General features: G+C 35.7%; 19 protein-coding genes. 3 read left to right on the forward strand and 16 right to left on the reverse strand.

The window, feature by feature from the left end:
- The 4 genes from WH188_RS21295 to gyrB form a co-directional block, all read right to left on the reverse strand.
- Positions 1-1902 (reverse strand): RecQ family ATP-dependent DNA helicase, encoded by a 1902-nt coding sequence (locus WH188_RS21295; protein WP_339424635.1) that lies wholly within the window; start codon positions 1900-1902, stop codon positions 1-3.
- Positions 1899-3986 carry a ComEC/Rec2 family competence protein gene (locus tag WH188_RS21300; RefSeq protein ID WP_339424636.1) on the reverse strand — a complete coding sequence of 696 codons (2088 nt, stop codon included), beginning with the start codon at positions 3984-3986 and terminating at the stop codon, positions 1899-1901. The genes WH188_RS21295 and WH188_RS21300 overlap by 4 nt, the downstream gene beginning before the upstream one ends.
- Positions 3986-6031 (reverse strand): helix-hairpin-helix domain-containing protein, encoded by a 2046-nt coding sequence (locus WH188_RS21305; protein WP_206368698.1) that lies wholly within the window; start codon positions 6029-6031, stop codon positions 3986-3988. Before WH188_RS21305 ends, WH188_RS21300 begins: the two co-directional genes overlap by 1 nt.
- Positions 6032-6597: 566 nt before the next feature.
- Positions 6598-8556: a DNA topoisomerase (ATP-hydrolyzing) subunit B gene (gyrB, locus tag WH188_RS21310; RefSeq protein WP_168128367.1), complete on the reverse strand. Its 1959-nt coding sequence runs from the start codon at positions 8554-8556 to the stop codon at positions 6598-6600.
- Between the two features lie 190 nt (positions 8557-8746).
- Here gyrB and WH188_RS21315 point away from each other — a divergent pair, with 190 nt between their 5' ends.
- Together WH188_RS21315 and WH188_RS21320 are read left to right on the forward strand one after the other, a co-directional pair.
- Positions 8747-9358, forward strand: coding sequence for an OmpH family outer membrane protein (locus WH188_RS21315; RefSeq protein WP_021190122.1), 612 nt, complete (start codon positions 8747-8749; stop codon positions 9356-9358).
- 111 nt (positions 9359-9469) lie between these two features.
- Positions 9470-10372: a CorA family divalent cation transporter gene (locus tag WH188_RS21320; RefSeq protein ID WP_168128366.1), complete on the forward strand. Its 903-nt coding sequence runs from the start codon at positions 9470-9472 to the stop codon at positions 10370-10372.
- On the opposite strand, the gene tsaB is transcribed toward WH188_RS21320, so the two are convergent.
- From tsaB to mscL, 5 genes are all read right to left on the reverse strand, one after another.
- Entirely contained in the window at positions 10367-11074 is a 708-nt protein-coding gene (tsaB, locus tag WH188_RS21325; protein ID WP_168128365.1) for a tRNA (adenosine(37)-N6)-threonylcarbamoyltransferase complex dimerization subunit type 1 TsaB, read from the reverse strand. The two genes, WH188_RS21320 and tsaB, sit on opposite strands and share 6 nt — an antisense overlap.
- Before the next feature lie 16 nt (positions 11075-11090).
- Complete coding sequence (yidD, locus tag WH188_RS21330; protein WP_168128364.1) at positions 11091-11345, reverse strand: membrane protein insertion efficiency factor YidD; 255 nt, start codon at positions 11343-11345, stop codon at positions 11091-11093.
- Positions 11296-11733 (reverse strand): ribonuclease P protein component, encoded by a 438-nt coding sequence (locus WH188_RS21335; protein WP_168128363.1) that lies wholly within the window; start codon positions 11731-11733, stop codon positions 11296-11298. The genes yidD and WH188_RS21335 overlap by 50 nt, the downstream gene beginning before the upstream one ends.
- 66 nt (positions 11734-11799) lie before the next feature.
- Positions 11800-11958 carry a 50S ribosomal protein L34 gene (gene rpmH, locus WH188_RS21340; RefSeq protein WP_045753170.1) on the reverse strand — a complete coding sequence of 53 codons (159 nt, stop codon included), beginning with the start codon at positions 11956-11958 and terminating at the stop codon, positions 11800-11802.
- A gap of 187 nt (positions 11959-12145) precedes the next feature.
- The gene (gene mscL / locus WH188_RS21345) at positions 12146-12553 is read right to left on the reverse strand and encodes a large-conductance mechanosensitive channel protein MscL (RefSeq protein ID WP_021190117.1); all 408 of its coding nucleotides are present in this window, start codon (positions 12551-12553) and stop codon (positions 12146-12148) included.
- 258 nt (positions 12554-12811) lie between these two features.
- Here mscL and WH188_RS21350 point away from each other — a divergent pair, with 258 nt between their 5' ends.
- On the forward strand, positions 12812-13453 hold the full coding sequence (locus tag WH188_RS21350; RefSeq protein ID WP_168128362.1) for a response regulator transcription factor: 642 nt from the start codon (positions 12812-12814) through the stop codon (positions 13451-13453).
- A 23-nt stretch (positions 13454-13476) separates the two neighbouring features.
- On the opposite strand, the gene WH188_RS21355 is transcribed toward WH188_RS21350, so the two are convergent.
- The 7 genes from WH188_RS21355 to WH188_RS21385 form a co-directional block, all read right to left on the reverse strand.
- On the reverse strand, positions 13477-14619 hold the full coding sequence (locus WH188_RS21355) for a sugar phosphate isomerase/epimerase family protein (RefSeq protein ID WP_168128361.1): 1143 nt from the start codon (positions 14617-14619) through the stop codon (positions 13477-13479).
- A gap of 181 nt (positions 14620-14800) precedes the next feature.
- Positions 14801-16486, reverse strand: coding sequence for a cell division protein FtsZ (ftsZ, locus tag WH188_RS21360; protein ID WP_168128360.1), 1686 nt, complete (start codon positions 16484-16486; stop codon positions 14801-14803).
- A 140-nt stretch (positions 16487-16626) separates the two neighbouring features.
- The gene (ftsA, locus tag WH188_RS21365) at positions 16627-17991 is read right to left on the reverse strand and encodes a cell division protein FtsA (RefSeq protein WP_132844597.1); all 1365 of its coding nucleotides are present in this window, start codon (positions 17989-17991) and stop codon (positions 16627-16629) included.
- Positions 17992-18015: 24 nt separating this feature from the next.
- A complete protein-coding gene (locus WH188_RS21370) occupies positions 18016-18858 on the reverse strand; it encodes a cell division protein FtsQ/DivIB (RefSeq protein ID WP_021190259.1) in 843 nt (280 codons plus the stop codon).
- Positions 18851-20206 (reverse strand): UDP-N-acetylmuramate--L-alanine ligase, encoded by a 1356-nt coding sequence (gene murC / locus WH188_RS21375; RefSeq protein WP_168128359.1) that lies wholly within the window; start codon positions 20204-20206, stop codon positions 18851-18853. Before murC ends, WH188_RS21370 begins: the two co-directional genes overlap by 8 nt.
- Before the next feature lie 5 nt (positions 20207-20211).
- Entirely contained in the window at positions 20212-21315 is a 1104-nt protein-coding gene (gene murG, locus WH188_RS21380; protein WP_168128358.1) for an undecaprenyldiphospho-muramoylpentapeptide beta-N-acetylglucosaminyltransferase, read from the reverse strand.
- 12 nt (positions 21316-21327) lie between these two features.
- A complete protein-coding gene (locus tag WH188_RS21385) occupies positions 21328-22536 on the reverse strand; it encodes an FtsW/RodA/SpoVE family cell cycle protein (protein ID WP_021190261.1) in 1209 nt (402 codons plus the stop codon).
- Positions 22537-22564 lie beyond the last annotated feature (28 nt).

The following is a 22564-nucleotide window of genomic DNA, read 5'->3' on the forward strand; positions in this document are numbered from 1 at the left end:
CTAGATATTGGTATTCCAGATATACCGATCATCTACGACCTTAATCTTATGATGATCTATTAAATTTCGCACTACTTCCAATTTTATTTCATCATCACCAAGAGAAAGCCTTCCAATCAGATCATGTATCGTTTGAGCTTCGTTCAGTAAAATGCGTTCTATCTCTAATTTTATATTATGATGCAATTTCACACGATGATTACGAATTAGGCACAGATCACAGACCTGACAAAATAGTGTATTCTGTTCACCAAAATAATGGAGTAGTGACTGGCTACGACATTGTGAATGCTCAATATAATTGAGCATCGCCTCGATCTGAACAGTCTTTACGCGTTGTCTTTCTCTAATGAAAACATGGTCTACATAAAGATTTTTATAATCAACACGGTCCTGCAGAAAAGATAGCTGTGGGCTATCTGTTGGAGGAATATAACTCGCAATTTCCATTTTAACCAAGGCGTTGATTAAACTTACAATTTGCTCATAAGAAACACCTAACTTTTTTGCAAACTCATATTCATTTATGGAAATATAATCATCAAATACTCCTCCATACGATCTTAATATAGCCTTTATAAGTTTATCATAATGCTCATATTGAACTTGAATTTTGTAGAGCTCTTGATGGTTCACTGCAAATTTAAATCGAGAAGGAATAAAGACAGCTTCAGAAAGCGTCAACCAGCCATCCTTTTCTAAAAACTTGAGGGCACTTAAAGTAGGAATTGTTTCAAGTTTATATTTTTTTATAAAGGAGACTACATCAAAATCAAATACAACTCCCTCCCCTGCACCATAAGGAATTTGAAAGTGATTACATAGGTAATGATAGACTTGTTGAATGAAGGCTACGGTTGGAAAACTCAGTTCTAAATTTTTTAAAAGACGATTCTTATCTTCCTGCTGATATAACATAACAGGATAAGCCTTTTTTCCATCCCTGCCCGCTCTTCCTGCTTCTTGATAATAAGCTTCTAAAGATTCAGGGATATCCAAGTGAATAACAAACCGGACATCCGATTTGTCAATTCCCATCCCAAAGGCATTGGTCGCAACAATAACGCGTGTTCTATTTTGCATCCAAGCTTCTTGCTTATCATCACGGTCTTTTCCTATCAAACCAGCATGATAAAAATCCGCGGAGATCCCATTGTTTACTAAGAAACGTGCAATCTCTTGAGTCTCTCTTCTATTTCGCACATAGACGACACCTGAGCCTCCCAGCTTTTGAATGACACGAAGCATCCGTCCCGATTTATTTTCTTCTTCCAGCGCCATATATCCGAGATTATCACGCAAGAAACTTTTAACAAATACGTTCTTCTTTTTAAAGGCTAATTTATCCTGAATATCTGCAATTACAGACGTGGTAGCTGTTGCAGTTAAAGCTAGAAAAGGAATATCAGGATGTATCTCCCTCAGTTTAGACAACTGAAGGTAAGAAGGTCGAAAATCATACCCCCATTGTGAAATACAATGAGCCTCATCGATTGCATAGAGATTGACAGGCATATGTTTGATACGTTCCTGTACCAATTCACTATACAAACGTTCGGGAGATAAATAAAGAAATTTTATATGGCCAAAAATACAATTGTCCAATATAATATCAACTTCTCGTGGTTTAAGACCCGAATAAATAGCAACAGCTTCGATACCGATATCCTTGAGATGTTTTACCTGATCTTTCATCAAAGCGATTAAAGGCGTCACGACAATACAGATACCAGGAAGTATCATTGCCGGAACCTGGAAACAGATTGATTTACCACCACCTGTAGGCAATAAAGCTAGGGTATCTTTCTTATCCAGTACAGATTGGATGATTTCCTCCTGAAGAGGTCGAAACTCATCATGTCCCCAATACTGTTTTAATATGCTGATGCTATCTACACTCATAATAACTCCTTGTCCCAAACATACGCAAAATTATTTTTTATGGTATAATGCGCCACCCCCATATCATCAAGTTGCTGTCTCCACATCTGAATATTGAAATCGCTATTCGTTCCATCAAACAGCACAAGCTTAGGTTTTATAATTCTTACATTTTCCATAAAATTCCATTTACTATTTTTTCTAACAAGTAAAATATCTGTAGAGCGATGACTTAGTAAAGAATGCTCCATAATTTGGATTGTTAAATTGGGTTTCTGAATAAGGTAATTTGTCCTTACAGAATCATATGATATCAATGGAAGAAAATTAATATCTTCCCAATTAGAGAAACGTGACAAATCCCTTTTTACACTATAAACCAAATTTCTGGCATCTAAAGAATTGAAAGAACTAACCATGGTGATGTTATTCTTTTGTATAAAAGCAAGTGCAATCTCTTTTCTGGTACTGTAAATGCGAAATCCTGTATAATTAAACTGCAAATACTGTAAATAGCTGAAAGTGCTAAGGCCAATCAATAGAAAACATACACTCATGTATAGAGCAAACTTATTTTTCCAATAAAATGCATAACTACAACTGAACAAGAAAACTAAACTGATCAAAACTAAAGTTGGAGAAAGGACAATTCCAGTCCATGTTGCAAAAGGTAATTGATCCAAAAACTCCAATGTGAAAAACATTTTCTTAATAAGCCAATCCATAGCATACCCTAACCAAACATTGATAATATCAACAGGAATGAACATCATCGCCATCCCGATATACATAATGAGCGTAACAGGTAAAACAACAAGTAAGTTCGCAATTAAAAAATAATTTGGGAACTGTCCAAAATAAAACAATGAAAACGGTGCTGTCATAATTTGAGCACTCAAAGAAATAGCGACGCTATCCCATATGATGCGACTGAAGCGATTACTTTCAAAAATAGATAGACGTTTAAACAGTGGAAAAAATAAAACAATTCCTAAAACAGCAAAGTAAGATAACTGAAACCCGATATCAAATAATATATTGGGCTGCAATAATAAAAGTAGGAATGCAGAAAATGCCATTGTATTGAGCATATTGCCTTCCCGCTGCATTGATCTAGCAATAAGAAAAAAACTCAACATGATCGCTGCGCGTAATATGGAAGGTGCCATTCCCGTTAAGATGGTATAACTCCAGATCGCACAAAGCAACATAACAATTCTTAAAAGATTTAGAGTATAATTACCACTTACTTTGGCTAGCAACCACATCAAAACAATAAAGACTATTCCAACATGCATACCTGAAACACTCAGCACATGAATAGTACCTGTATTACTAAAAGTCTGCACAATATCTTGTGACATCACTGCTCTATAACCAACGATCAATGCCACTGCAATTTGAAAAGAATCTTCATCTTTCAGATATTTTCTAAATTTACTGACGAGCTCCCTCCTTAATTCTAAAGCTCGGGCTTTAATCCCAAAACCTTGATGATGACGAATGATTTTATACTCCTTTGACTTCAAATAAATCTGGCCATCGATACCCTGATTTTTTAAATAATCTCTATAATTGAACTCCAATGGATTAAGTGGCTTTGGGATGGGTTTCACCTTATTTTTTAAAACCATCTCATCACCATATTGTATACGAGAGTCTTTTTGATCAAAAGGCAACGTCACCATAAGCCGACCTGTCGCCTTTTGAAATGTTGAATCGATACGTTTTGCTAACAGAGTTACAGAAAATCGAACTGAATTATTGTAAAAAACCGGTTCTTCATCCACCATCGCAATATACTGATCACTAGTACCAATGAGAAAATGGTTAATATCCACCTGATCATGCGTTCTCCAGATATTCCAAATTCCGAAAAAAATCAAAATAATGTAGCTATTTACAATAGATAAAATTTCTAAACGGGAAGTATAAAAGAAAAATACGAGATGCGATAAAAAGCTAAAAACAAGCAGTAATTGTATCAAATTAAACATGCTTTTGCTAGGTTCAAAAAAATTGGCAATTCCTATTCCAATACCATAAAATAGCACAATTTTAAGAAATGGAAGCTTTTTCAGCTGTTCTTCAAAATTCGTCTTCATTAAAATTGGAATCTTAGCTGTACTTTAACTTCTGATTTGATATTTCCCTGAATTTCATCTAACCCCGAACCTATTTTTTCAAGTTCAGGATAATAGAAAGCTGATATTTTAGTCCATAAATCAATATTTCGATGTATTCTGTAACGTATATTATTATACATTCGCCAACCTTTTTGATAATACAGTGGAAAGGAAGAAGCATATAAGACATCATTTTCAAAAGCATAAATCCGGGTATTATAACTATCAGTATGAAAATAAGCTAAACGCATATTTGTTGCTATTTTACTACTCTTGGGGTTAAAAAACAGATCCTGATAGGCCATCCACCCAAATTCTTTTTGTTCGGACTCTTTCAGATATTGAACACCTTCAAGCCTACTACGAATGCTCCAGATATTACTTAATTTATATTTGTATTCAAATCTCAATTGGTATTTATTAACTGTTGCCAAGAAAACCTTTTCATTTTTTGAAGCCGAAGTATTTTCTTCTTTCACACGGTATCGGAAGCGCACTGATATCTGGCCCTTCTTATACCAGATATAAGAGAATTGGGACATAATATCATAGCCTGAAGAAGGTGCTAGTACGCGGTATCGCAACCAAGGGAACTTAAAAACATCCAGATAAGCGGTCCATTGAATTTTTCGAGAGGGATGAAAAACAAGACCTGTATAGAGTCCTTTTTCATTCTTAGTACTGCTATTTTCTCCCATTGACTGGGCAAAGAAACTATGATAGTTCTTTTGATAATCACGATATAAAAGAACTGTGGAAAACTTTGGAGTTATACTGGTCATAATTCCCGTTAACCAAGCATATCCTTCATCAAAACTCGTAGCAATCTCTCCAAAAAAATAAGAATTACGATAAGTGTAATTATAATAGAGGCTAGCATTTCGAAGTAAATTACCCTCAAAATCATATTTATTTTCAAGAGCTTTGCCCAAAAGTTTAACACCTTCTAGATGGGTAGCAACAAAATTTCCACCTATCTTAAATCTATTTTTGCTGTAAAGTAAGTTACCTCCATAAACCAGTTGTCCGATCGCATTACGATATCGCTGTTCTGTTGGGGTACGATGAAGACCTGAAGTGGACAAAGTAGATATCACCCAATCATCATTGACCTTTTCCATATTGCCATCAATCTTTCGATAAGAAATATAAGGTGTAAATTCAAATTTACCTAAAGACAAAGAACCTGCTACACCTCTTAAAAAATTTGCTTCATTCAAAGATGTGTACTGTCTTAAACCTATCCCCTGCCTAGCAGAACTTTCGATCATGCTTCCTTTACCGAAACTCAATCCATTCCACATCGTCAAACCCTGACCAATTTGTAAGGCAAAATCTCCAATGACTACATGTTTTACTTTCCCAAGATCTCTAATTGATAGACTCGCACCATAAAAATCAAAACCATATTGTTGCTTGTCTCTGAAGAATAACTCCCCGGCATCTTTATCCATATTAATAGCAAGCCGAATCTTATCATTATAATTGAGCCTATAACGTACAGTATATCGATTCGGATCCCCAATGTACCGCGACCTGGCTGTATCAGTAATCGAATATCCTTTGGCACGTTGCAATAAACGTCCATATCGTAACATAACTTCTTGCTTCGATTTTAAGAAATTCTTAACTGTAAAATCTCTGTAATGCATATCACCTGAAACAGTAACAAAAGGAAGTAAATACTGAACTGTACGCAAATCAAACCCGATTATACTTTGTAACTCCTGTTTAGAAATAAAATCACCGGATTCTTTTCTGTGTGCCAACAGGCTTTCGATCTGAATAACACTTAAAAATAATAAATCGTTTAATTCACGTCCGTCTGTTTTATTTAAATCAATCGGATTTTTCAGGTAATATGACCATCTCTCTGAAATTTCGCTCGCATCGACATCCTCCTCTAATTCTTCCAATAGTTGTTCAAGTAACTGATCAAAAGTCAATTCATTATACTCTTGACCATATGTTGCAATAGCGCTACCTAACAAGATCCAAATTAATAGGTAAAGTTTAAGTCTCAAAAACTTATTACTTAAAAAAATAAGAATCATAAATTTGATATATAGATAATAAAAAGTTTAATTTCATATTATTTCACATATCGGAACACGACTATTACAATAAGTAATAATTATGTTACTTAAAGAAATATTGTAACGAATGCATCAATTAATTCTTTAAAAGAAGCTATAACGGTTGCTACAATTAAAAACCAGGAGAGGTTTTTTTATAGCATTATCGCATTCTCACTTAGGGTAAAAGCAAAAATAATCACCTAAATAAGATAGGCGAAGTAAATCATAATTTTTATCAATCAGCATCATTAATCTTTAATTACAGCAAACCAATACGTATTATATGGTTGAAGAAGGTTATCAACGGATCATAGAACACGCTTTAGTAGAGAGCTAATCGTTAACCTAAAATCGACGAAAAAACGTAATTTAAGTACAACGAAAATACTAATACCATATATAAGTTACAGTTATTAACCTAATTAGACAAAAAATATAGATTTTTCTAATTCAAAAAAAAAGGTCTAACTACCTGAGTAGTTAGACCTTTCAAAGATTAAAATCTAAAATAATTAAATATCGATCTTAGCGTAACGTGAATTGCGCTCAATAAACTCACGACGGGGTGCAACCTCATCACCCATTAACATTGAGAATATACGATCACATTCAGCCGCATTTTCGATGTTCACTTGTCTTAATGTACGCGTCTCAGGATTCATTGTTGTATCCCATAGTTGTTCAGCGTTCATTTCTCCAAGACCTTTATAACGTTGTACATGTACGCTGTCTTCTTTACCTCCACCTTTCAATTGCTGAATAGCATTTAAGCGTTGATCTTCAGTCCAAGCGTATTGATGATCTTTACCTTTTTTAACCAAATATAATGGTGGAGTAGCGATGTAAATGTATCCCTTCTCAATCAATTCTTTCATGTATCTAAAATAGAACGTTAGAATTAAAGTTGTGATGTGAGAACCATCGACGTCCGCATCGGTCATGATAATGATACGATGGTAACGTAATTTATCTAAGTTTAATGCTTTAGGATCATCTGGGGTACCTAAACTAACACCTAGGGCAGTAAACATATTTTTGATCTCTTCATTTTCATAGATCTTATGTTCCATTGCTTTTTCTACGTTTAGAATTTTACCACGAAGTGGCATAATCGCTTGATATTTACGATCACGTCCTGATTTTGCTGTTCCACCTGCCGAATCTCCCTCCACAAAGTAAATTTCACATTTTGTAGGATCATTATCTTGACAATCTGCGAGCTTACCAGGTAAACCAGAACCACCCATTACAGTTTTCCTTTGTACAAGATCACGAGCTTTACGAGCCGCGGCACGAGCCTGAGCTGCGATTACAACCTTTTGTACAATTGCTTTTGCTTCCCGAGGATTCTCTTCTAAATAGATATTTAAAATCTCTCCTACGGCAACATCAACAGCACCCATTACTTCAGAGTTACCCAATTTGGTTTTTGTCTGTCCCTCAAACTGCGGTTCAGCGACTTTCACCGAAATAACAGCTGTTAGACCTTCACGAAAATCATCTCCAGTAATTTCTACCTTCAAATTTTTCAATAAACCAGATCTATCGGCATATGCTTTTAAAGTACGGGTCAAACCACGACGAAAACCGGCAACATGTGAACCTCCTTCAATGGTATTAATGTTATTCACGTATGAATGTACATTTTCAGTGTAAGTCTCGTTATACTGTAAAGCCAATTCAACAGGAATACCTTGTTTGATACCCTCCACATAAATCGGATGTGGTATGATCGGGTGACGGTTACTATCTAAAAACTGGACAAATTCTTGTAGACCACCTTCAGATAAAAACACATCTTGACGTAAAGTACCGTCTTCCAAAGTTTCTCGCTCATCTGTTAAAGATAAAGTGATCCCTTTATTCAAGAAAGATAATTCACGAAGACGACTCGCTAATGTATCATAGTTATAAGTCGTAGTCGTTGTGAAAATTTCACTATCGGGAGTAAACGTAACAATAGTACCCGTAGCATCAGACTCACCAATCTCCTTCACCGTATATAAAGGTTTTCCCTTTTCATACTCTTGCTGGAAAACTTTACCATCACGGTGAACAACTGCGGACAAATGAATAGATAAAGCATTTACACAGGAAACCCCCACGCCGTGAAGACCACCTGATACCTTATACGTATCCTTATCAAATTTACCACCAGCATGTAATACAGTCATTACAATTTCCAGTGCCGATTTATTCTCCTTTTTATTGATACCTGTTGGAATACCACGTCCGTTATCCTTTACGGAAATAGAATTGTCTTTATGGATAGTGACAAAAATATCTGTACAATAACCTGCAACGGCTTCATCGATAGAGTTATCGACGACCTCATATACCAAATGGTGCAAACCTTTAACCCCTGTGTCTCCAATATACATGGAAGGACGTTTACGTACAGCCTCTAATCCCTCTAAAACTTGGATATTATCGGCTGAATAGGATGATGCATTTTTGTTTTCTTCGCTCATTGAAACTAATTAAATACTTGTAATCAAAAATACGAAATTTTAACCACTTTAACAAGTCAACGAGAAGTGATAACAAGCAATTTAATGCGCTATTATTCCATAATTATTTTATATTTTAGCAGTCGAAAATCCTAAATGTAATTTTTTTATAGTAGGTTTGTTCTTATTAAAACGTGTAATCAAATAAACAATGAGTAATATATTTTCAACATTATCAAAGGTAACTTTAGGCGTAGCAATATCAGTAGCCGCTATTTCTTGTAACCAAGAGGGAAAAAGTACTGGTGCTACAACTTCCAAAGATTCTACTTCAGCAAACACTTCTTCAACAAAAGTTGAGAAAATTGTATACATCAATTCAGATTCTTTATCTCAAAAATATGAGTACTTTAAGGACATTAGAAGTAAATTAGAAGCAAAAGTTAAAAAAGCACAAACAGATCTTCAGGCAAAAAGCCAAGCTTTTCAACGTGAAGTTGCAGAATACCAACAAAAAGCACCTAATTTAAGTGCTGCAGAAAGACAAGCGACAGAAGAAAAATTAGCACGTAAACAAGACGAATTAAGCCGTTTAGATCAAAATGCATCTGCTTCAATACAACAAGACGAATCCGCTGAATTTAATAATGTCTACAATAAAATTACCGAATTTTTGAAGAAACATGCAAGTGATAACGGTTATACACTTGTACTGACATATTCGAAATCAAATCCGACAGTATTATATGCTGATTCAAAATTGGAAATCACGAATGAAGTGGTGAAACAATTAAATGAAGAATATAAAAAAGAAAAGAAATAACATTTCTAAAATAGTTAAATAAGAAAGCCGCTCATGAGCGGCTTTCTTATTTAACAACAATTTGCTTTTTGAAAATCTCTTCGGTATATTAACCTAAAATCCGATTAATTTATGATATCCACTATAGTAAGTAAAGAGCAAGCTAGTTATGAATGGGTCGATGTATTCGAGCCAAGTATAACGGATCTCGAAATTTTGAAAGAAAAATATAACCTCAATCAGGCATCTATTAAAGATTCTTTAGAACCTGAACATCTTCCAAAAATAGAAGAGTTTGACAACTATACTTTTATTATCCTAAGGATGGTATCTGCAACATTTAAGGATAACTCCGACAATATTGGTGAAATAACAGACCGTTTAACTATTTTCTATGGTGCAGACTTCGTCATTACACTTCATAAGAAAAATGTAGAATTCATTCATAAAATGAAACTTTTGGATTTTAGATCTCCAAAATTAAAAGACAGTAAACATTTAGCTAATTACCTGAGCACGGCGGCGCTGGCCTCTTTTGAAAAAATACTGCCCAAAATATCTACTAAATTGGATGAATATGAAGAAAGCGTTTTTCTGACACGTCAAAAAAAGCTAGTCCTCAAACATGTCTATTTTATTAAAAGACAGATTGATGTTGTCAGGAAGGTTATCATATTGTACAAAGAAATTGTAGAGCACTTTCATGCTAATCAAAAACGCAATGTCTACAGCCGAGATTTAAAAGATCTATATTTGAGAGCCAATACCCTGTACGACAATCTTTCAGAGAACACAAGTCAGCTCCTCAATATCTATTTTAATATTTCCTCCAATCACACGAACGAAATCATGCGTATTTTAACCATTTTTTCCGTGTTTTTTATGCCGATTACTTTTGTCGCTGGCGTTTACGGTATGAATTTCAAAAACATGCCTGAACTAGAATGGTACTATGGATATCCTGTAGCAATTATTATTATGCTCGGAATATCGCTAGCAATCTATTACTGGTTCAAAAGAAAAGGCTGGTTATAAACCAGGTCTTTTCTTTGCAGTGGTTGCAACAAAATCTTTTAAATAATAGGGTTCGAAGTAAGCAACATCTTCAAAATCTTTAGCTTGATACTTATCGAAAGCAATTTTGCTCATATCAGTCGCGTTCGTCTGTACTTCCTCAATAATATCTACACCTTGTCCAGTACTAAATACATCTTTTAATTTATCCGCTCCCGGACCAAATAAACAAATACGAGGGTATTGTACTATAAATTGATCAAAACTTGTAGCATCGATAATCAAAGCTTGAGTAGTTACTACCGATTTTCCTGTATCATCAAATGAAGCACAGTACACCTCCATCCTTCTCGCGTCTAACATCGGGATATAAAGATCGTACGATAGTGATTTCCCTTCATTCGCACGAAAACCTGAATAAATAGCATCTAGCGTATTGACAGCGATCAAAGGTATATCCAGGGCATAGCACAAACCCTTAGCGGTAGAAACTCCGATCCTTAAGCCAGTGTAAGATCCAGGCCCCATACTTACTGCAATCGCGGATAAATCTTTAAAACCTATATTTTCCTGATCCAGCAAAGCTTGAATAAGAAGTGTCAATTGAGAAGCGTGCACATTCGGCTCATCAACACTTTCGTGCTGACGGACGTTACCTGATTCAACTAGAGCTACTGAACATACAGAAGTCGAGGTTTCTATTTGTAAAATATAAGTATGCATATTTATAGTAAAAAGATTAAGGAACCGGATCGTGGCCATGACCACCCCACGGATTACAACTCAAGATACGTTTAATAGCTAACCATCCTCCTTTAAATGGGCCATACTTTTGTATAGCTTGATAACCATACTGAGAACAGGTTGGCGTATAACGACAATTAGCTCCCAAGAAAGGAGAGATAAAAATTTGATAAAATCGGATAATACCTAAGAATAGCAGACTAAATATCCGCTTGATTATCTTTTGCCAAATATAGTTTAGAACACTCATTCTTTAATTTTATCAAAGCTTTTTCCATATGACTATACAGAAAATCATATGCTAACAAGCCTTTACCAACATATTGTATTGTAAATAACAAAGGTAATTGATGTTCCAGTAAAAATGGTGTTAAGCCATCATTTTTTTGTAAACGATAACATTCACGCATACGTCTCTTCATCAGATTACGATCAACGGCACGTTTGAACCGGCGTTTTGAAACCGCTAAGATTACCTGTGATAAAGAATTTTCCAAAATGAGGTTAGTATCTTCTCTTTGAGCATAGAAGACAACACGGTAGGGATAACAAACAAAAGAAGAACCTTTATGAAACAGCGTGTCAATCAACTTGACACTACATAAACGTTCTTCTTTTTTAAATGTATTTTTAATCATAATCGATGACTGAAAAGTCGGCCATGTCATTACACGAGCCTCCTGGCCACCAGCTACGCAAAAATATTAACCTTTGTGACGACCTTCGTCAGAAACTGTAAGGCGTTTTCTACCTTTTGCTCTACGAGAAGCTAAAATTCTTCTACCATTTGCAGAACTCATGCGATCTCTGAATCCGTGCTTGTTTCTTCTTTTTCTTTGCGATGGCTGAAATGTTCTTTTCATGACGCTTAATATGCTAAATTATGTTTTGATTCTATTAATAAAACTCCCTAAAGAGGAATGCAAAAGTAAAATATATTTTAGAGAATAACAAACAATAAATGCAACTTCTCCAAAATATCGAAATATTCCATAAAAAACAGATGAAGAATAGGGTATTCTTCATCTAATTTTTTACCAAAGTATATGATTACTTATTTTTAAGTAAATCTCTGATTTCTGTTAAAAGTGTTTCTTCTTTTGTTGGAGCAGGTGCCACTTCAGGAGCTTTATCTTCCTTACGTTTCATCGAATTTAAGGCTTTTATCACCATAAAAATACAAAATGCAACAATTAGAAATTGGATCACGACATTAATAAAGTTTCCTAAGTTAATCGCTACTTCTGGCTTTTTTGCAACCTCATCTGCAGCTTTAAGTACATATTTAATTTCTGAAAAATCAACACCTCCTGTCAAATAACCAATTGGTGGCATGATGATATCATCTACCAATGACGTTACAATTTTTCCAAATGCACCACCGATAATAACACCGACTGCTAAATCAACTACGCTACCGCGCATAGCAAATTCTTTAAACTCTTTCAAAATTCCCATAAAATAAATGTTTAATATTGCAATTATTGTAATTCTCTACCTAAATATAAGCTTATTTCAATATAACTGACACAAAAATATTAATATTTACGGTAAAATATCGTTAGCCAATTTACAACACAAAGTAGCGAGAAATAAAATAAACAGAAAAGAACTAATCTTTGACTATATTTACACGCATTTATTATTTCGAATTCAGTATTTTTGTTTATTTTTAAACAACACAATTCGCAACATAATATTTCCTAAATATCGCTCATGAAAAAAATATTAATTGCCGACGACCATAGTATTGTTCGATTAGGAGCATCTGTCATTATAAAAGAAACTATGCCATCCTGTATCATTACACAGGCTCAGGATTATAGTGAGGTTCTAACATTGTTGGAAAAAGAAGATTTTGATCTACTATTACTCGATATCAATATGCCTGGAGGAAATAATATTAGAGTAGTAAAAGAAATTCTAGAAATACAACCGTCCATCAAAATACTGGTATTCTCTTCTTATGATGAATCTCTTTATGCTTTAAGATATATTGAAGCTGGCGCTGCAGGATTTGTCAATAAAAGCACGGCTATGGCAGAGCTTAGTAATGCAATATTAACAATAAAAGAAAGAGGAAAATACATGTCGGATGAAGTAAAAGACCTTTACGTTAAGAAGCTAACTCAAACCAAAGCTAAGATAAACACGATGAATCCGCTTTCACGACTTTCAAACAGAGAAGTGGATGTTGCAAAGTATTTAATGCAGGGATTGGGTATCATTGAAGTCTCTACGAGCTTAGATCTTAGCCCGTCAACTGTAAGTACTTACAAAAGCAGAATATTTGAAAAATTAAATGTCTCTAATATTCCAGAGCTCATTGAAATATTTAAAATTCACTCTGCAAACTAGTTTGCAGAGTGAATTCTATTTTTTTAAGATAACTCATCAATTGTTACAACAGGAATATCTTTTCCGTGTACGATCTGTAAGTCACGTTCATTTTTATATGAATACCCGCTCTTTTCATCCAGTTCCCATAGCATTGGTGCAAAGAAATTAACACAGGTATTAAAGCCCTGTAAGATAGCAGACATAACCCCTGTATCTTTAGAATTTTTAGCTTCGTTTTCTATTTCAAAAACTCCGTTAAAAGCGCGGTTTTGCAAAGTATCAACAAATGCTCTCCAGTCCATGCTATCTGACCCTCCAAATCCAGGAAGCATGGCTTCGTAATGATGTCTATCCCAATCATGTGCTGGAATTGCAATATTAGCAGCCTTAGCAAGGTCAGCATCAACATGCTGCATTGGATACATACCGCCCCAGTCCGTGCGCGCTTGTGTACTTAAATTGCGTGTAGTCTTGATATGAATACGGTGTAACCGCTCAATATCCATAGCATTGATAACAGATACTGGATCTGTATTTTGCCAGACATCATGTGATGGATCATAGATTTCACCATGTGCTTTACTTGGTATCATTTCATACATCAATTTTCGTGCGGCCAATACTGCTGGCAAATTATTATAAGTACTGCTATAACGCGACGATCTCCAGCCTTCCATAGGACAGTTTTCATACAATACCGTTACCCCTAGATCTTCAGCATATTTAATAATTGGTGCAAAAACACGTTTGTACTCATCTAGATTTTTCTGAAAGCCATCTATCTGATTACCAAGATCATGATTATAACCAACAAAAGTCCCCACTTTTACATTATTGGCATCTCCTCCGAGTAAATGAGCAATCCGAATAAGTTTTAATAAATGATTCTGATTTTTAACCCGTTCACCTTCTTCTCCACCGATCATATTCTCGAAAGCCCCCAAAGACAGATGTAAAGCGGCCTGATTGAAAACTTCTATTGTACGTTTTGCATCCTCCGCTGTAAAACCTTCATAATTGAGATGTGTTGCCGTATGATCCTGACGTGTGCCATCTTTTCTAAACACACATAAATCAATACCTGAAGCTCCGACTTCTTTTGTTTTATCTATTAATTCAGTTAAATCCAGCTTGTCAAATGCTGAACTCATCACCCATATTGGATTATTCAATTTGCGATTCATATCTATACTACTTGTTTTTATCGGTTCTATGACATAACCATGCATATGCTCTTTTTTAGAGTTTTTACAACATTGCTATTTCATAAATATAATGTATTTCTATATAAATGGTAAAAATTAAAGATACAAAAAAAAGCTATCTCACACGAGATAGCTTTCATATTATTTATGCAAAATTAAACTAATCTACATTGTCATGTAAAAAAGAATTATTGGGTCTAATTTCTGTATTTCCATCTTCAAAAGACAGTGTAAATCTGGAAACCTGAGATTGTGAAGAATGCGGCGTATCATCTAATGACATTTGCTTTCTTTTGTAAGCTGGCTCATTTTCCAATTCCTGAAGACCATTTGAAGATTTTAATTTCATACTCAACTCCTTCAATCTCAAAATACGTTCTTTTGTACGTACCAATTGATCTTCAAAAGAAACTTGCTCCTCTTCCACCTGTTCTATTTCAGCTTTATTATTGACAGAAGCAGAGAAATTATTTGCCTGCTCCTCTTGCGGAGAAACAGATCCAGCAGTGTAATCGTCAAATACCGTAGGCATCTGAAATTGAAATACAGAAGGAGAAGTTTTTAATTGGAAATCATTTCCCTGATTTGCTGACGAAGCCTCTTCTTCGACCACTTCTTCAAAATTTAATTCATGACGAATAATCGAATTCCCTTCAACAGCAACCTGTTGTTGAACAACATTTTTAGGTGCAGAAAACAAATCATTTGTCGGGATAGGAGCTGAAACGTTTTCTGGATTTGTTTGCACAGGATTAACAAGAGGTGTATTCGTAACTTCCTTCTGTACAAATTGATTAACCGGTTTAACAAAAGATGCTACTTGTTCTGCAGCCGTTAAAGGCATCGTAACTTTCGTATTTTCGCGTTCAATATCTCTTTCCTCAGAAGTCTGGAATCCTGTCGCAATAATTGTTACAGATAGTTCCTCGCCAAAGTTTTCATCAATACAATTACCCCAGATTAAATCTGCAGAAAGACCAGCTTTCTCTTGAATATAATCAGTAATAATAGCAACCTCATCCATAGTTACTTCCTTTAAACCAGAAGTAATATTCAGTAAGATATAACGGGCACCTTCAATTTCATTATCTTTTAATAGCGGAGAAGCAAGAGCTCCTTCAACTGCTTTAATAGCTCGGTCTTCACCTTCAGCAACAGCATTACCCATAATGGCAACACCACTATCATTCATCACTGTGCGCACATCTTTAAAATCGACGTTTACATAACCAGGGATAGTAATGATCTCAGCGATACCTTTTGCGGCAGTTGTTAAAATATCATCAGCTTTTGCAAAAGCTGCTGTCATGGTAAGATTCCCAAAAATCTCTCTCAAACGATCGTTAGAGATCACTAAATACGAATCTACATATTTACGCAATTCAGATAAACCTTCTTCGGCTTGCGAACGGCGACGTTTACCTTCGAAAGTAAAGGGAGTTGTAATAATCGCAACAGTCAAAATACCTAATTCCTTAGCTGCTTTTGCCAATACGGGACTAGCTCCAGTACCAGTACCACCACCCATTCCTGCAGTAATAAACAGCATTTTGGTATTAGTACCTAACATACGTTTGATATCGTCAATACTTTCGATAGCTGAATTTTCACCTACATCAGGATCTGCACCAGCACCCATACCTTCTGTCAAACTCATACCCAATTGTACTTTATTAGGTATTGGACTTAACTCCAAAGCTTGAGCATCGGTATTACACACGATGAAATCTACCCCACTAATTCCTTGTTTATACATGTGGTTAACGGCATTACCGCCACCACCACCAACCCCAATAACCTTAATTATTGATGATTGTTCTTTTAACATTTCAAACTGTATTGACATAACTTATCCCTATTTAACTCATAATGACTTCAGTACAAACTTCACCTAAACTCAATATTCGTAATGTAATAATAACATATTTTCAACAATTTTTTTCCACAAATGTTTAAAATGTGGAAAAAAACATAAAGTGTTGAAAACTATTTTTTATCCAAGAAAGTGGCATCATCAATTTCATTGCCATCCTTCATTAATTTTTTGAACCATGTTAGCAAACCATGCTCCTTCTGTTGTTGCTCGCCGACCTCTTTCACAGACTCAACATCCTTCTTTACAACTTTAGGCGCTCTTCTGGTCTCTACTTCATCCTCGTGCGCCTGAATACCCTTCATCAACAAACCTATACTGGTAGCATATAATGGACTTTTCAATTCTTCATACAAAGCCTTTGGCAAAACTTCATTTTTTGCCAAGTATTCATTAGGAAAACCGATACGGCAATCAATGCCAGTGATATATTCAACAAGTTGTACCAAATGTTTCAATTGGGCACCACCTCCAGTAATAACGATTCCACCGATCAGTTTATTTTCATAACCAGAAGATTTGATCTCATAGTACACATGTTCAATAATCTCCTCCATACGTGCTTGAATAATGTATGCAAGATTTTTTACTGAAATCTCTTTAGGTTCACGACCTTTTAATCCGGGAACACAAATTACTTCGTTTTCCTTATTTTCATCAGCTAATGCAGATCCGAATCGTGTTTTTAACAACTCAGCTTGACTTCTCAATACAGAACAACCTTGACGAATATCTTCCGTCACGATATTCCCTCCTAAAGGAATTACAGCAGTGTGACGAATGATTCCTTCATGGAAAATCGCTACGTCTGTAGTACCTCCTCCAATATCAACTAAAACAACACCAGCATTTTTTTCGTCATCATCCAATACAGCTTCAGATGATGCCAAAGGTTCAAGAATTAATTCTGAAACCTCTAAATTTGAATTATCAATACATCTTTTAATATTTCGAATATCCGTAACACGTCCCGAAATAATATGGAAATTCGCTTCAATGCGACGTCCTGCCATACCGATCGGTTCTCGAATACCCGGCTCATTATCGATCGTAAATTCCTGCGGCAACACATGGATAATTTCTTCTCCAGGAGGCAACACTAATTTATACATATCCGAAATAAGACGTTCAATATCTTTTCTTGTAACTTCATCATCGCTATCAGTCTTGGTAAAAATACCACGATGTTGAATACTTTTGATATGTTGGCCAGCAATACCAACATTCACCACTTTGATATCAACATTTGATTGATTTTCGGCTATTTCAACCGCTTCAAGAATGCTGCTCACCGTTTTTTGAATGTTCGCGACCACACCTCGGCTTACTCCTGCCGAATCTGCTTTACCAACGCCTAAAAGTTCTATTTTATTTCCGCCACTACGTCTTCCAACTGTAACGCAAATCTTGGTTGTACCAATATCGAGTCCCACAATAATTGGGTTCTCTCTTTCGATTTCTGCTGATTTTGGATTCATAATATTCTGTATTGATGCTGTATACTATAATGTGTTATTCTTTACTTTCTTCTCCGGATTATGCAGATCATCAAATGTCCAAACACCACGTTTTTCACAAATAATTTGACCTGCATATTTTACATTCACTTTATTGTAAGCGTCAACCCCGACTTTAGGGATTATTTCTTTATAAAATGTCTGCAACAAACTAAACTTTTGGTCTAAAGAATCGGCAGTGCCGATAACAAGCTGCTGATTTCCGACTCGAGGTACCAATTCAATATCTTTATCATTGTTAACAAATACCTGTACAACTTGATTGCTCCACAGCTCATCATTTTCGATAAACTGTGTCACTCGTAATAAATCCTTTACCAGTGTAGAGTTAATCGAATCCAAAGGATTCTTATACCCCTCTTCAATATTACCTGTTGCAATCATGACATGAGGTACATATTTCAATGTAGTTGGTACCTTCAATCCATTTAAATCGATATAATATTCCCGACCATTCTTATTAATGACACGCATAACGACTTCCCGTTGCGCGATATTAATGGCTAGAATACCATCCATATCCAAATGAACCGTTGCCTTAGATACGTAAGGCAACTTTTTCAACGTTTTTTCGATCTTTTCTAAAGGAATATCAAGTAATGGCTTACCAATTATATTGCCATAACTTTTACTGATAAGCGCAGAGATATCTCCTTGATCAATAAAAGCTTCTTTTCCTTCAATAAAAATATTTACCTCACGACATACTTGAAGGTCATCTTTGCGATTGACCAAGGACATCACAATGATTACAGCTATCACACCTAAAAAAAAGAGTGATAAATATAATACGCGATTCCATCGTATGTTGTGTAAATATTTAAGCATGTGCTAAAATTTCCTTCAATGGTTTTACTAATTTATCAATATCACCAGCTCCAACTGTCACCAACAATTCCAGTTTTTCACACTGAGCAATTGCCAATACTTCCTCGGCTGTAACAACAGCTTTTTCCGGTGCCGTGATTTTACTCAACAACCAAGATGAATTTACACCTTCGATAGGTAATTCACGAGCAGGATAGATTTCCATAAGTAGTACACGATCTGCCATAGAAAGCACTTCTGCAAATCCTTCTATAAAATCACGGGTTCTCGTAAAGAGATGTGGCTGAAATACAACTGTCAACTTCTTATTCGGATATAGCTTACGCATCGAGCTCAAAAATGCACGCAACTCTTCCGGATGATGTGCATAATCATCTACATAAATAGCAGACGGACTTCTTACGATATATTCAAAACGTCTTTTAACACCTCTAAAATTCGTTAGTGCAACTTTTATTTTATCATCTGCAATACCCAAAATACGGGCAACAGTTATTGCCGCTACAGCATTTTCAACATTATGCGTGCCCGGTATTCCCAAATGAATATCTTCAATCTTTGCATCTCCTGAAATGTAATCAAAATAAAATTCTCCATCTTTAACATGTACATTAGAAGCATAAACATCTGCAACATCATGTCCAGAATACGAGATTTGACTTTCAAAAGGTAAACCCTTCTTAACAATACGCGTACCACCTTCAACAACTCGATCCAAATACATTTGAAAAGTCGTCAAAAGTTGGCTTGCATCACCATAAATATCCAAATGATCAGCATCAGCTGAAGTCACAATAGCTATATTAGGATGTAAGGTTAAGAATGAGCGATCATATTCATCCGCTTCTACGACGACCACATCATTATTACCATACAAAACATTTGTATCGTAATTGGAACTGATACCGCCTAGAAAAGCAGAGCAGTCAAAACCACTATCCTTTAATATGTGGGCCACCATGGTAGAAGTTGTCGTTTTACCATGTGTACCCGCCACACCAATTGTAAAACGACTTTCACTAATGATGCCTAAAACTTCAGATCTCTTATGTAGCGTATGCCCTACTTCTTCCAGATGATGTTTAATTTTAGAATCTTTAGGAATAGCAGGAGTAAAAATGATTAATGTTTCTTCATTAGAAATATTAAATATCGGATCTATCGTATTGACATCATCAACATACGAAATTTCAATTCCTTCTGACACTAATGTTTTAGTCAATTCCGTTTCCGTACGATCATATCCCTTCACTACGCATCCTAAGTGAGCAAAATAACGAGCAAGTCCACTCATTCCAATTCCACCTATCCCAATAAGATATACTTGTTTGATTGCGTCAATTTTCATTATTTCTACCTTTTATTTGCCAATTTTATAACTTCTTTTGCAATGACTACGTCCGCATCAAGAAGCGCTAATTTCTTTATATTTTGAGCCAAAGCTTTCGATTCAGATTCATTACCGAGCAAAGCAATAGCTGTGTCAAATAATGTTGCTTTTGCCTCGTTATCCTTAACTAATACCGCCGCATGTTTATTCACCAAAGCCATCGCATTTTTTGTTTGATGATCTTCCGCTACATTGGGCGAAGGAACCAATATTACCGGCTTACCAACCACACATAGTTCTGAGATCGTTCCAGCACCTGCACGGCCAATAATCATATCAGCCGCTGCATAAGCGTAATCCATACGTTGCAAGAAAGCAAGCATATGAACACGACCAGAAAGTTTATCTTTCAATTCTTGACTTAATTTATCGAAATAGTAACTTCCACACTGCCATATCACTTGTATATTTGCATCATCAAACTTCCCGAGAGAAGCCATTACACTTTCATTCAAAGTACGTGCTCCTAGACTGCCACCCGTGACTAAAATTGTCTTTTTATCAGCATCTAATCCAAAAAAGGCCAACGCTTCTTCACGCTTACCTTCAATCTCAATAGAAGCACGGCGAATCGGATTACCCGTTAACAATAATCTCTCTGCTGGAAAAAATTGTTCCATACCTTCATAAGCAACACAAATCTTAGCTGCCTTATTTCCTAAGCGCTTATTGGTAACTCCCGCATAAGAATTTTGTTCTTGTACGAGTGTTGGTATATGCAATCGATTTGCTACCATCAATAAGGGGCCAGAAGCAAAACCACCAACACCAACAGCTACATCAGGTTTAAACTCACGGACAATTTTACGTGCTTTGTTCATGCTTTTAAACAGCTTGAACGGTAAAAATATATTTTTCCAAAACTGTTGTCTATTGATCCCTTGAATATCTAATCCCGCAATTTTATAACCTGCTGCTGGAACTTTCTCCATTTCCATACGGCCGTTAGCTCCAACAAAAAGAATTTCATTTTGCGGATCCAATGCTTTTAGTGCATTAGCAATTGCTACTGCCGGAAAAATATGTCCGCCAGTACCACCACCACTTATGATCACACGTATAGCCATTCTTTATATCTTTTATACTGGAATCGTACCAACGACCACTCTTTTTTCCTTTGGTCGTTCATCCAATTCCTGTTTACCTTTTAACTCTTCAATATTTCTACTTACACTTAAGATAATTCCTAATGCAATACTGGTAAATAGAATTGATGTTCCTCCCATACTCACTAAGGGAAGCGGAACACCGGTCACCGGACCCAAACCTACTGCTACTGCCATATTCGCAAATGCTTGAATAGTCAAACTAAAGCCTAGCCCTGCGGCTAAAAAAGCACCAAATGCTTTAGGGCTTAATGTCACAATACGAATACATCTATACATCAAAGCGAGATATAGAAAAATTAAGACGACACCGCCTATTGTTCCATATTCTTCAATGATGATGGCAAATATAAAATCCGAATAAGGGTGTGGCAATACATTTCTCTGAATACTATTACCTGGTCCTTTACCAAAAACACCTCCCGTCGCTATTGCAATCTTCGCATTATTAGCCTGATAGTTTTTATCATCCTGAAATGAAACAGGCATACCTTCCTGTTTATCTTTTTCAACCCCGATAAAAGACTTGACACGACTGTAATAAGTTGCTCGTCTTGGACCGATCGAAACAACAATTATTCCGAGCAATACCACACCGGCAGATACAATAGCGATCTGCTTAAAACTAATACGCCCAATTAAGAGCAGTAATACACATACCCCAAACAACATAATTGCTGTAGACATATTCGCCCAAGCAATTAAAACAAAGACACCACAAACAGCACCCATGATCGGAATAAATGATTTCTTGACATCTTTTATCTCCTCTTGCTTCCTAGACAACATACGAGCTAAGAACGTAATCAATGCCAACTTTGCCAAATCGGAAGTTTGAAAAGTCTGATTAATCACAGGGATCGTAACCCAACGACTTGCATCATTCACCTTACTTCCAAAAATCAATGTATATAAAAGCAATGGAACCGTTATCGCCATCAACAATTTGGAAATACCTGCATAATAACGGTAATCCAGTTTATGCGATAAATACATCAACACAAAACCAACAGCAATTAAAGAGAAGTGCTTGAACAGATATAATTCTGTTCCCTTACCTTCTTTATATGCCAACGTTCCTACAGAACTGTAGACCGCTAACAAAGACCAGCCCGAAAGCAGGATTACAATAATCCATATCCAACGGTCGCCCTTTAATTTAGAAAGTAGATGCTCTACCATATTTAATTACTTTAGATTTATAAAACCT

Origin of the sequence: Sphingobacterium sp. MYb388 (genome assembly GCF_037479535.1) — a bacterium.
GTDB classification, from domain to species: Bacteria; Bacteroidota; Bacteroidia; order Sphingobacteriales; family Sphingobacteriaceae; genus Sphingobacterium; species Sphingobacterium anhuiense.

What these genes read in the sequence shown, in the direction of transcription:
- WH188_RS21295 (WP_339424635.1), bottom strand. Translation starts at nt 1,902, where the DNA reads ATGAGTGTAGATAGCATCAGCATATTAAAACAGTATTGGGGACATGAT.
- WH188_RS21300 (WP_339424636.1), bottom strand. Translation starts at nt 3,986, where the DNA reads ATGAAGACGAATTTTGAAGAACAGCTGAAAAAGCTTCCATTTCTTAAA.
- gyrB (WP_168128367.1), bottom strand. Translation starts at nt 8,556, where the DNA reads ATGAGCGAAGAAAACAAAAATGCATCATCCTATTCAGCCGATAATATC.
- WH188_RS21315 (WP_021190122.1), top strand. Translation starts at nt 8,747, where the DNA reads ATGAGTAATATATTTTCAACATTATCAAAGGTAACTTTAGGCGTAGCA.
- WH188_RS21320 (WP_168128366.1), top strand. Translation starts at nt 9,470, where the DNA reads ATGATATCCACTATAGTAAGTAAAGAGCAAGCTAGTTATGAATGGGTC.
- tsaB (WP_168128365.1), bottom strand. Translation starts at nt 11,074, where the DNA reads ATGCATACTTATATTTTACAAATAGAAACCTCGACTTCTGTATGTTCA.
- yidD (WP_168128364.1), bottom strand. Translation starts at nt 11,345, where the DNA reads ATGAGTGTTCTAAACTATATTTGGCAAAAGATAATCAAGCGGATATTT.
- WH188_RS21335 (WP_168128363.1), bottom strand. Translation starts at nt 11,733, where the DNA reads ATGATTAAAAATACATTTAAAAAAGAAGAACGTTTATGTAGTGTCAAG.
- rpmH (WP_045753170.1), bottom strand. Translation starts at nt 11,958, where the DNA reads ATGAAAAGAACATTTCAGCCATCGCAAAGAAAAAGAAGAAACAAGCAC.
- mscL (WP_021190117.1), bottom strand. Translation starts at nt 12,553, where the DNA reads ATGGGAATTTTGAAAGAGTTTAAAGAATTTGCTATGCGCGGTAGCGTA.
- WH188_RS21350 (WP_168128362.1), top strand. Translation starts at nt 12,812, where the DNA reads ATGAAAAAAATATTAATTGCCGACGACCATAGTATTGTTCGATTAGGA.
- WH188_RS21355 (WP_168128361.1), bottom strand. Translation starts at nt 14,619, where the DNA reads ATGAATCGCAAATTGAATAATCCAATATGGGTGATGAGTTCAGCATTT.
- ftsZ (WP_168128360.1), bottom strand. Translation starts at nt 16,486, where the DNA reads ATGTCAATACAGTTTGAAATGTTAAAAGAACAATCATCAATAATTAAG.
- ftsA (WP_132844597.1), bottom strand. Translation starts at nt 17,991, where the DNA reads ATGAATCCAAAATCAGCAGAAATCGAAAGAGAGAACCCAATTATTGTG.
- WH188_RS21370 (WP_021190259.1), bottom strand. Translation starts at nt 18,858, where the DNA reads ATGCTTAAATATTTACACAACATACGATGGAATCGCGTATTATATTTA.
- murC (WP_168128359.1), bottom strand. Translation starts at nt 20,206, where the DNA reads ATGAAAATTGACGCAATCAAACAAGTATATCTTATTGGGATAGGTGGA.
- murG (WP_168128358.1), bottom strand. Translation starts at nt 21,315, where the DNA reads ATGGCTATACGTGTGATCATAAGTGGTGGTGGTACTGGCGGACATATT.
- WH188_RS21385 (WP_021190261.1), bottom strand. Translation starts at nt 22,536, where the DNA reads ATGGTAGAGCATCTACTTTCTAAATTAAAGGGCGACCGTTGGATATGG.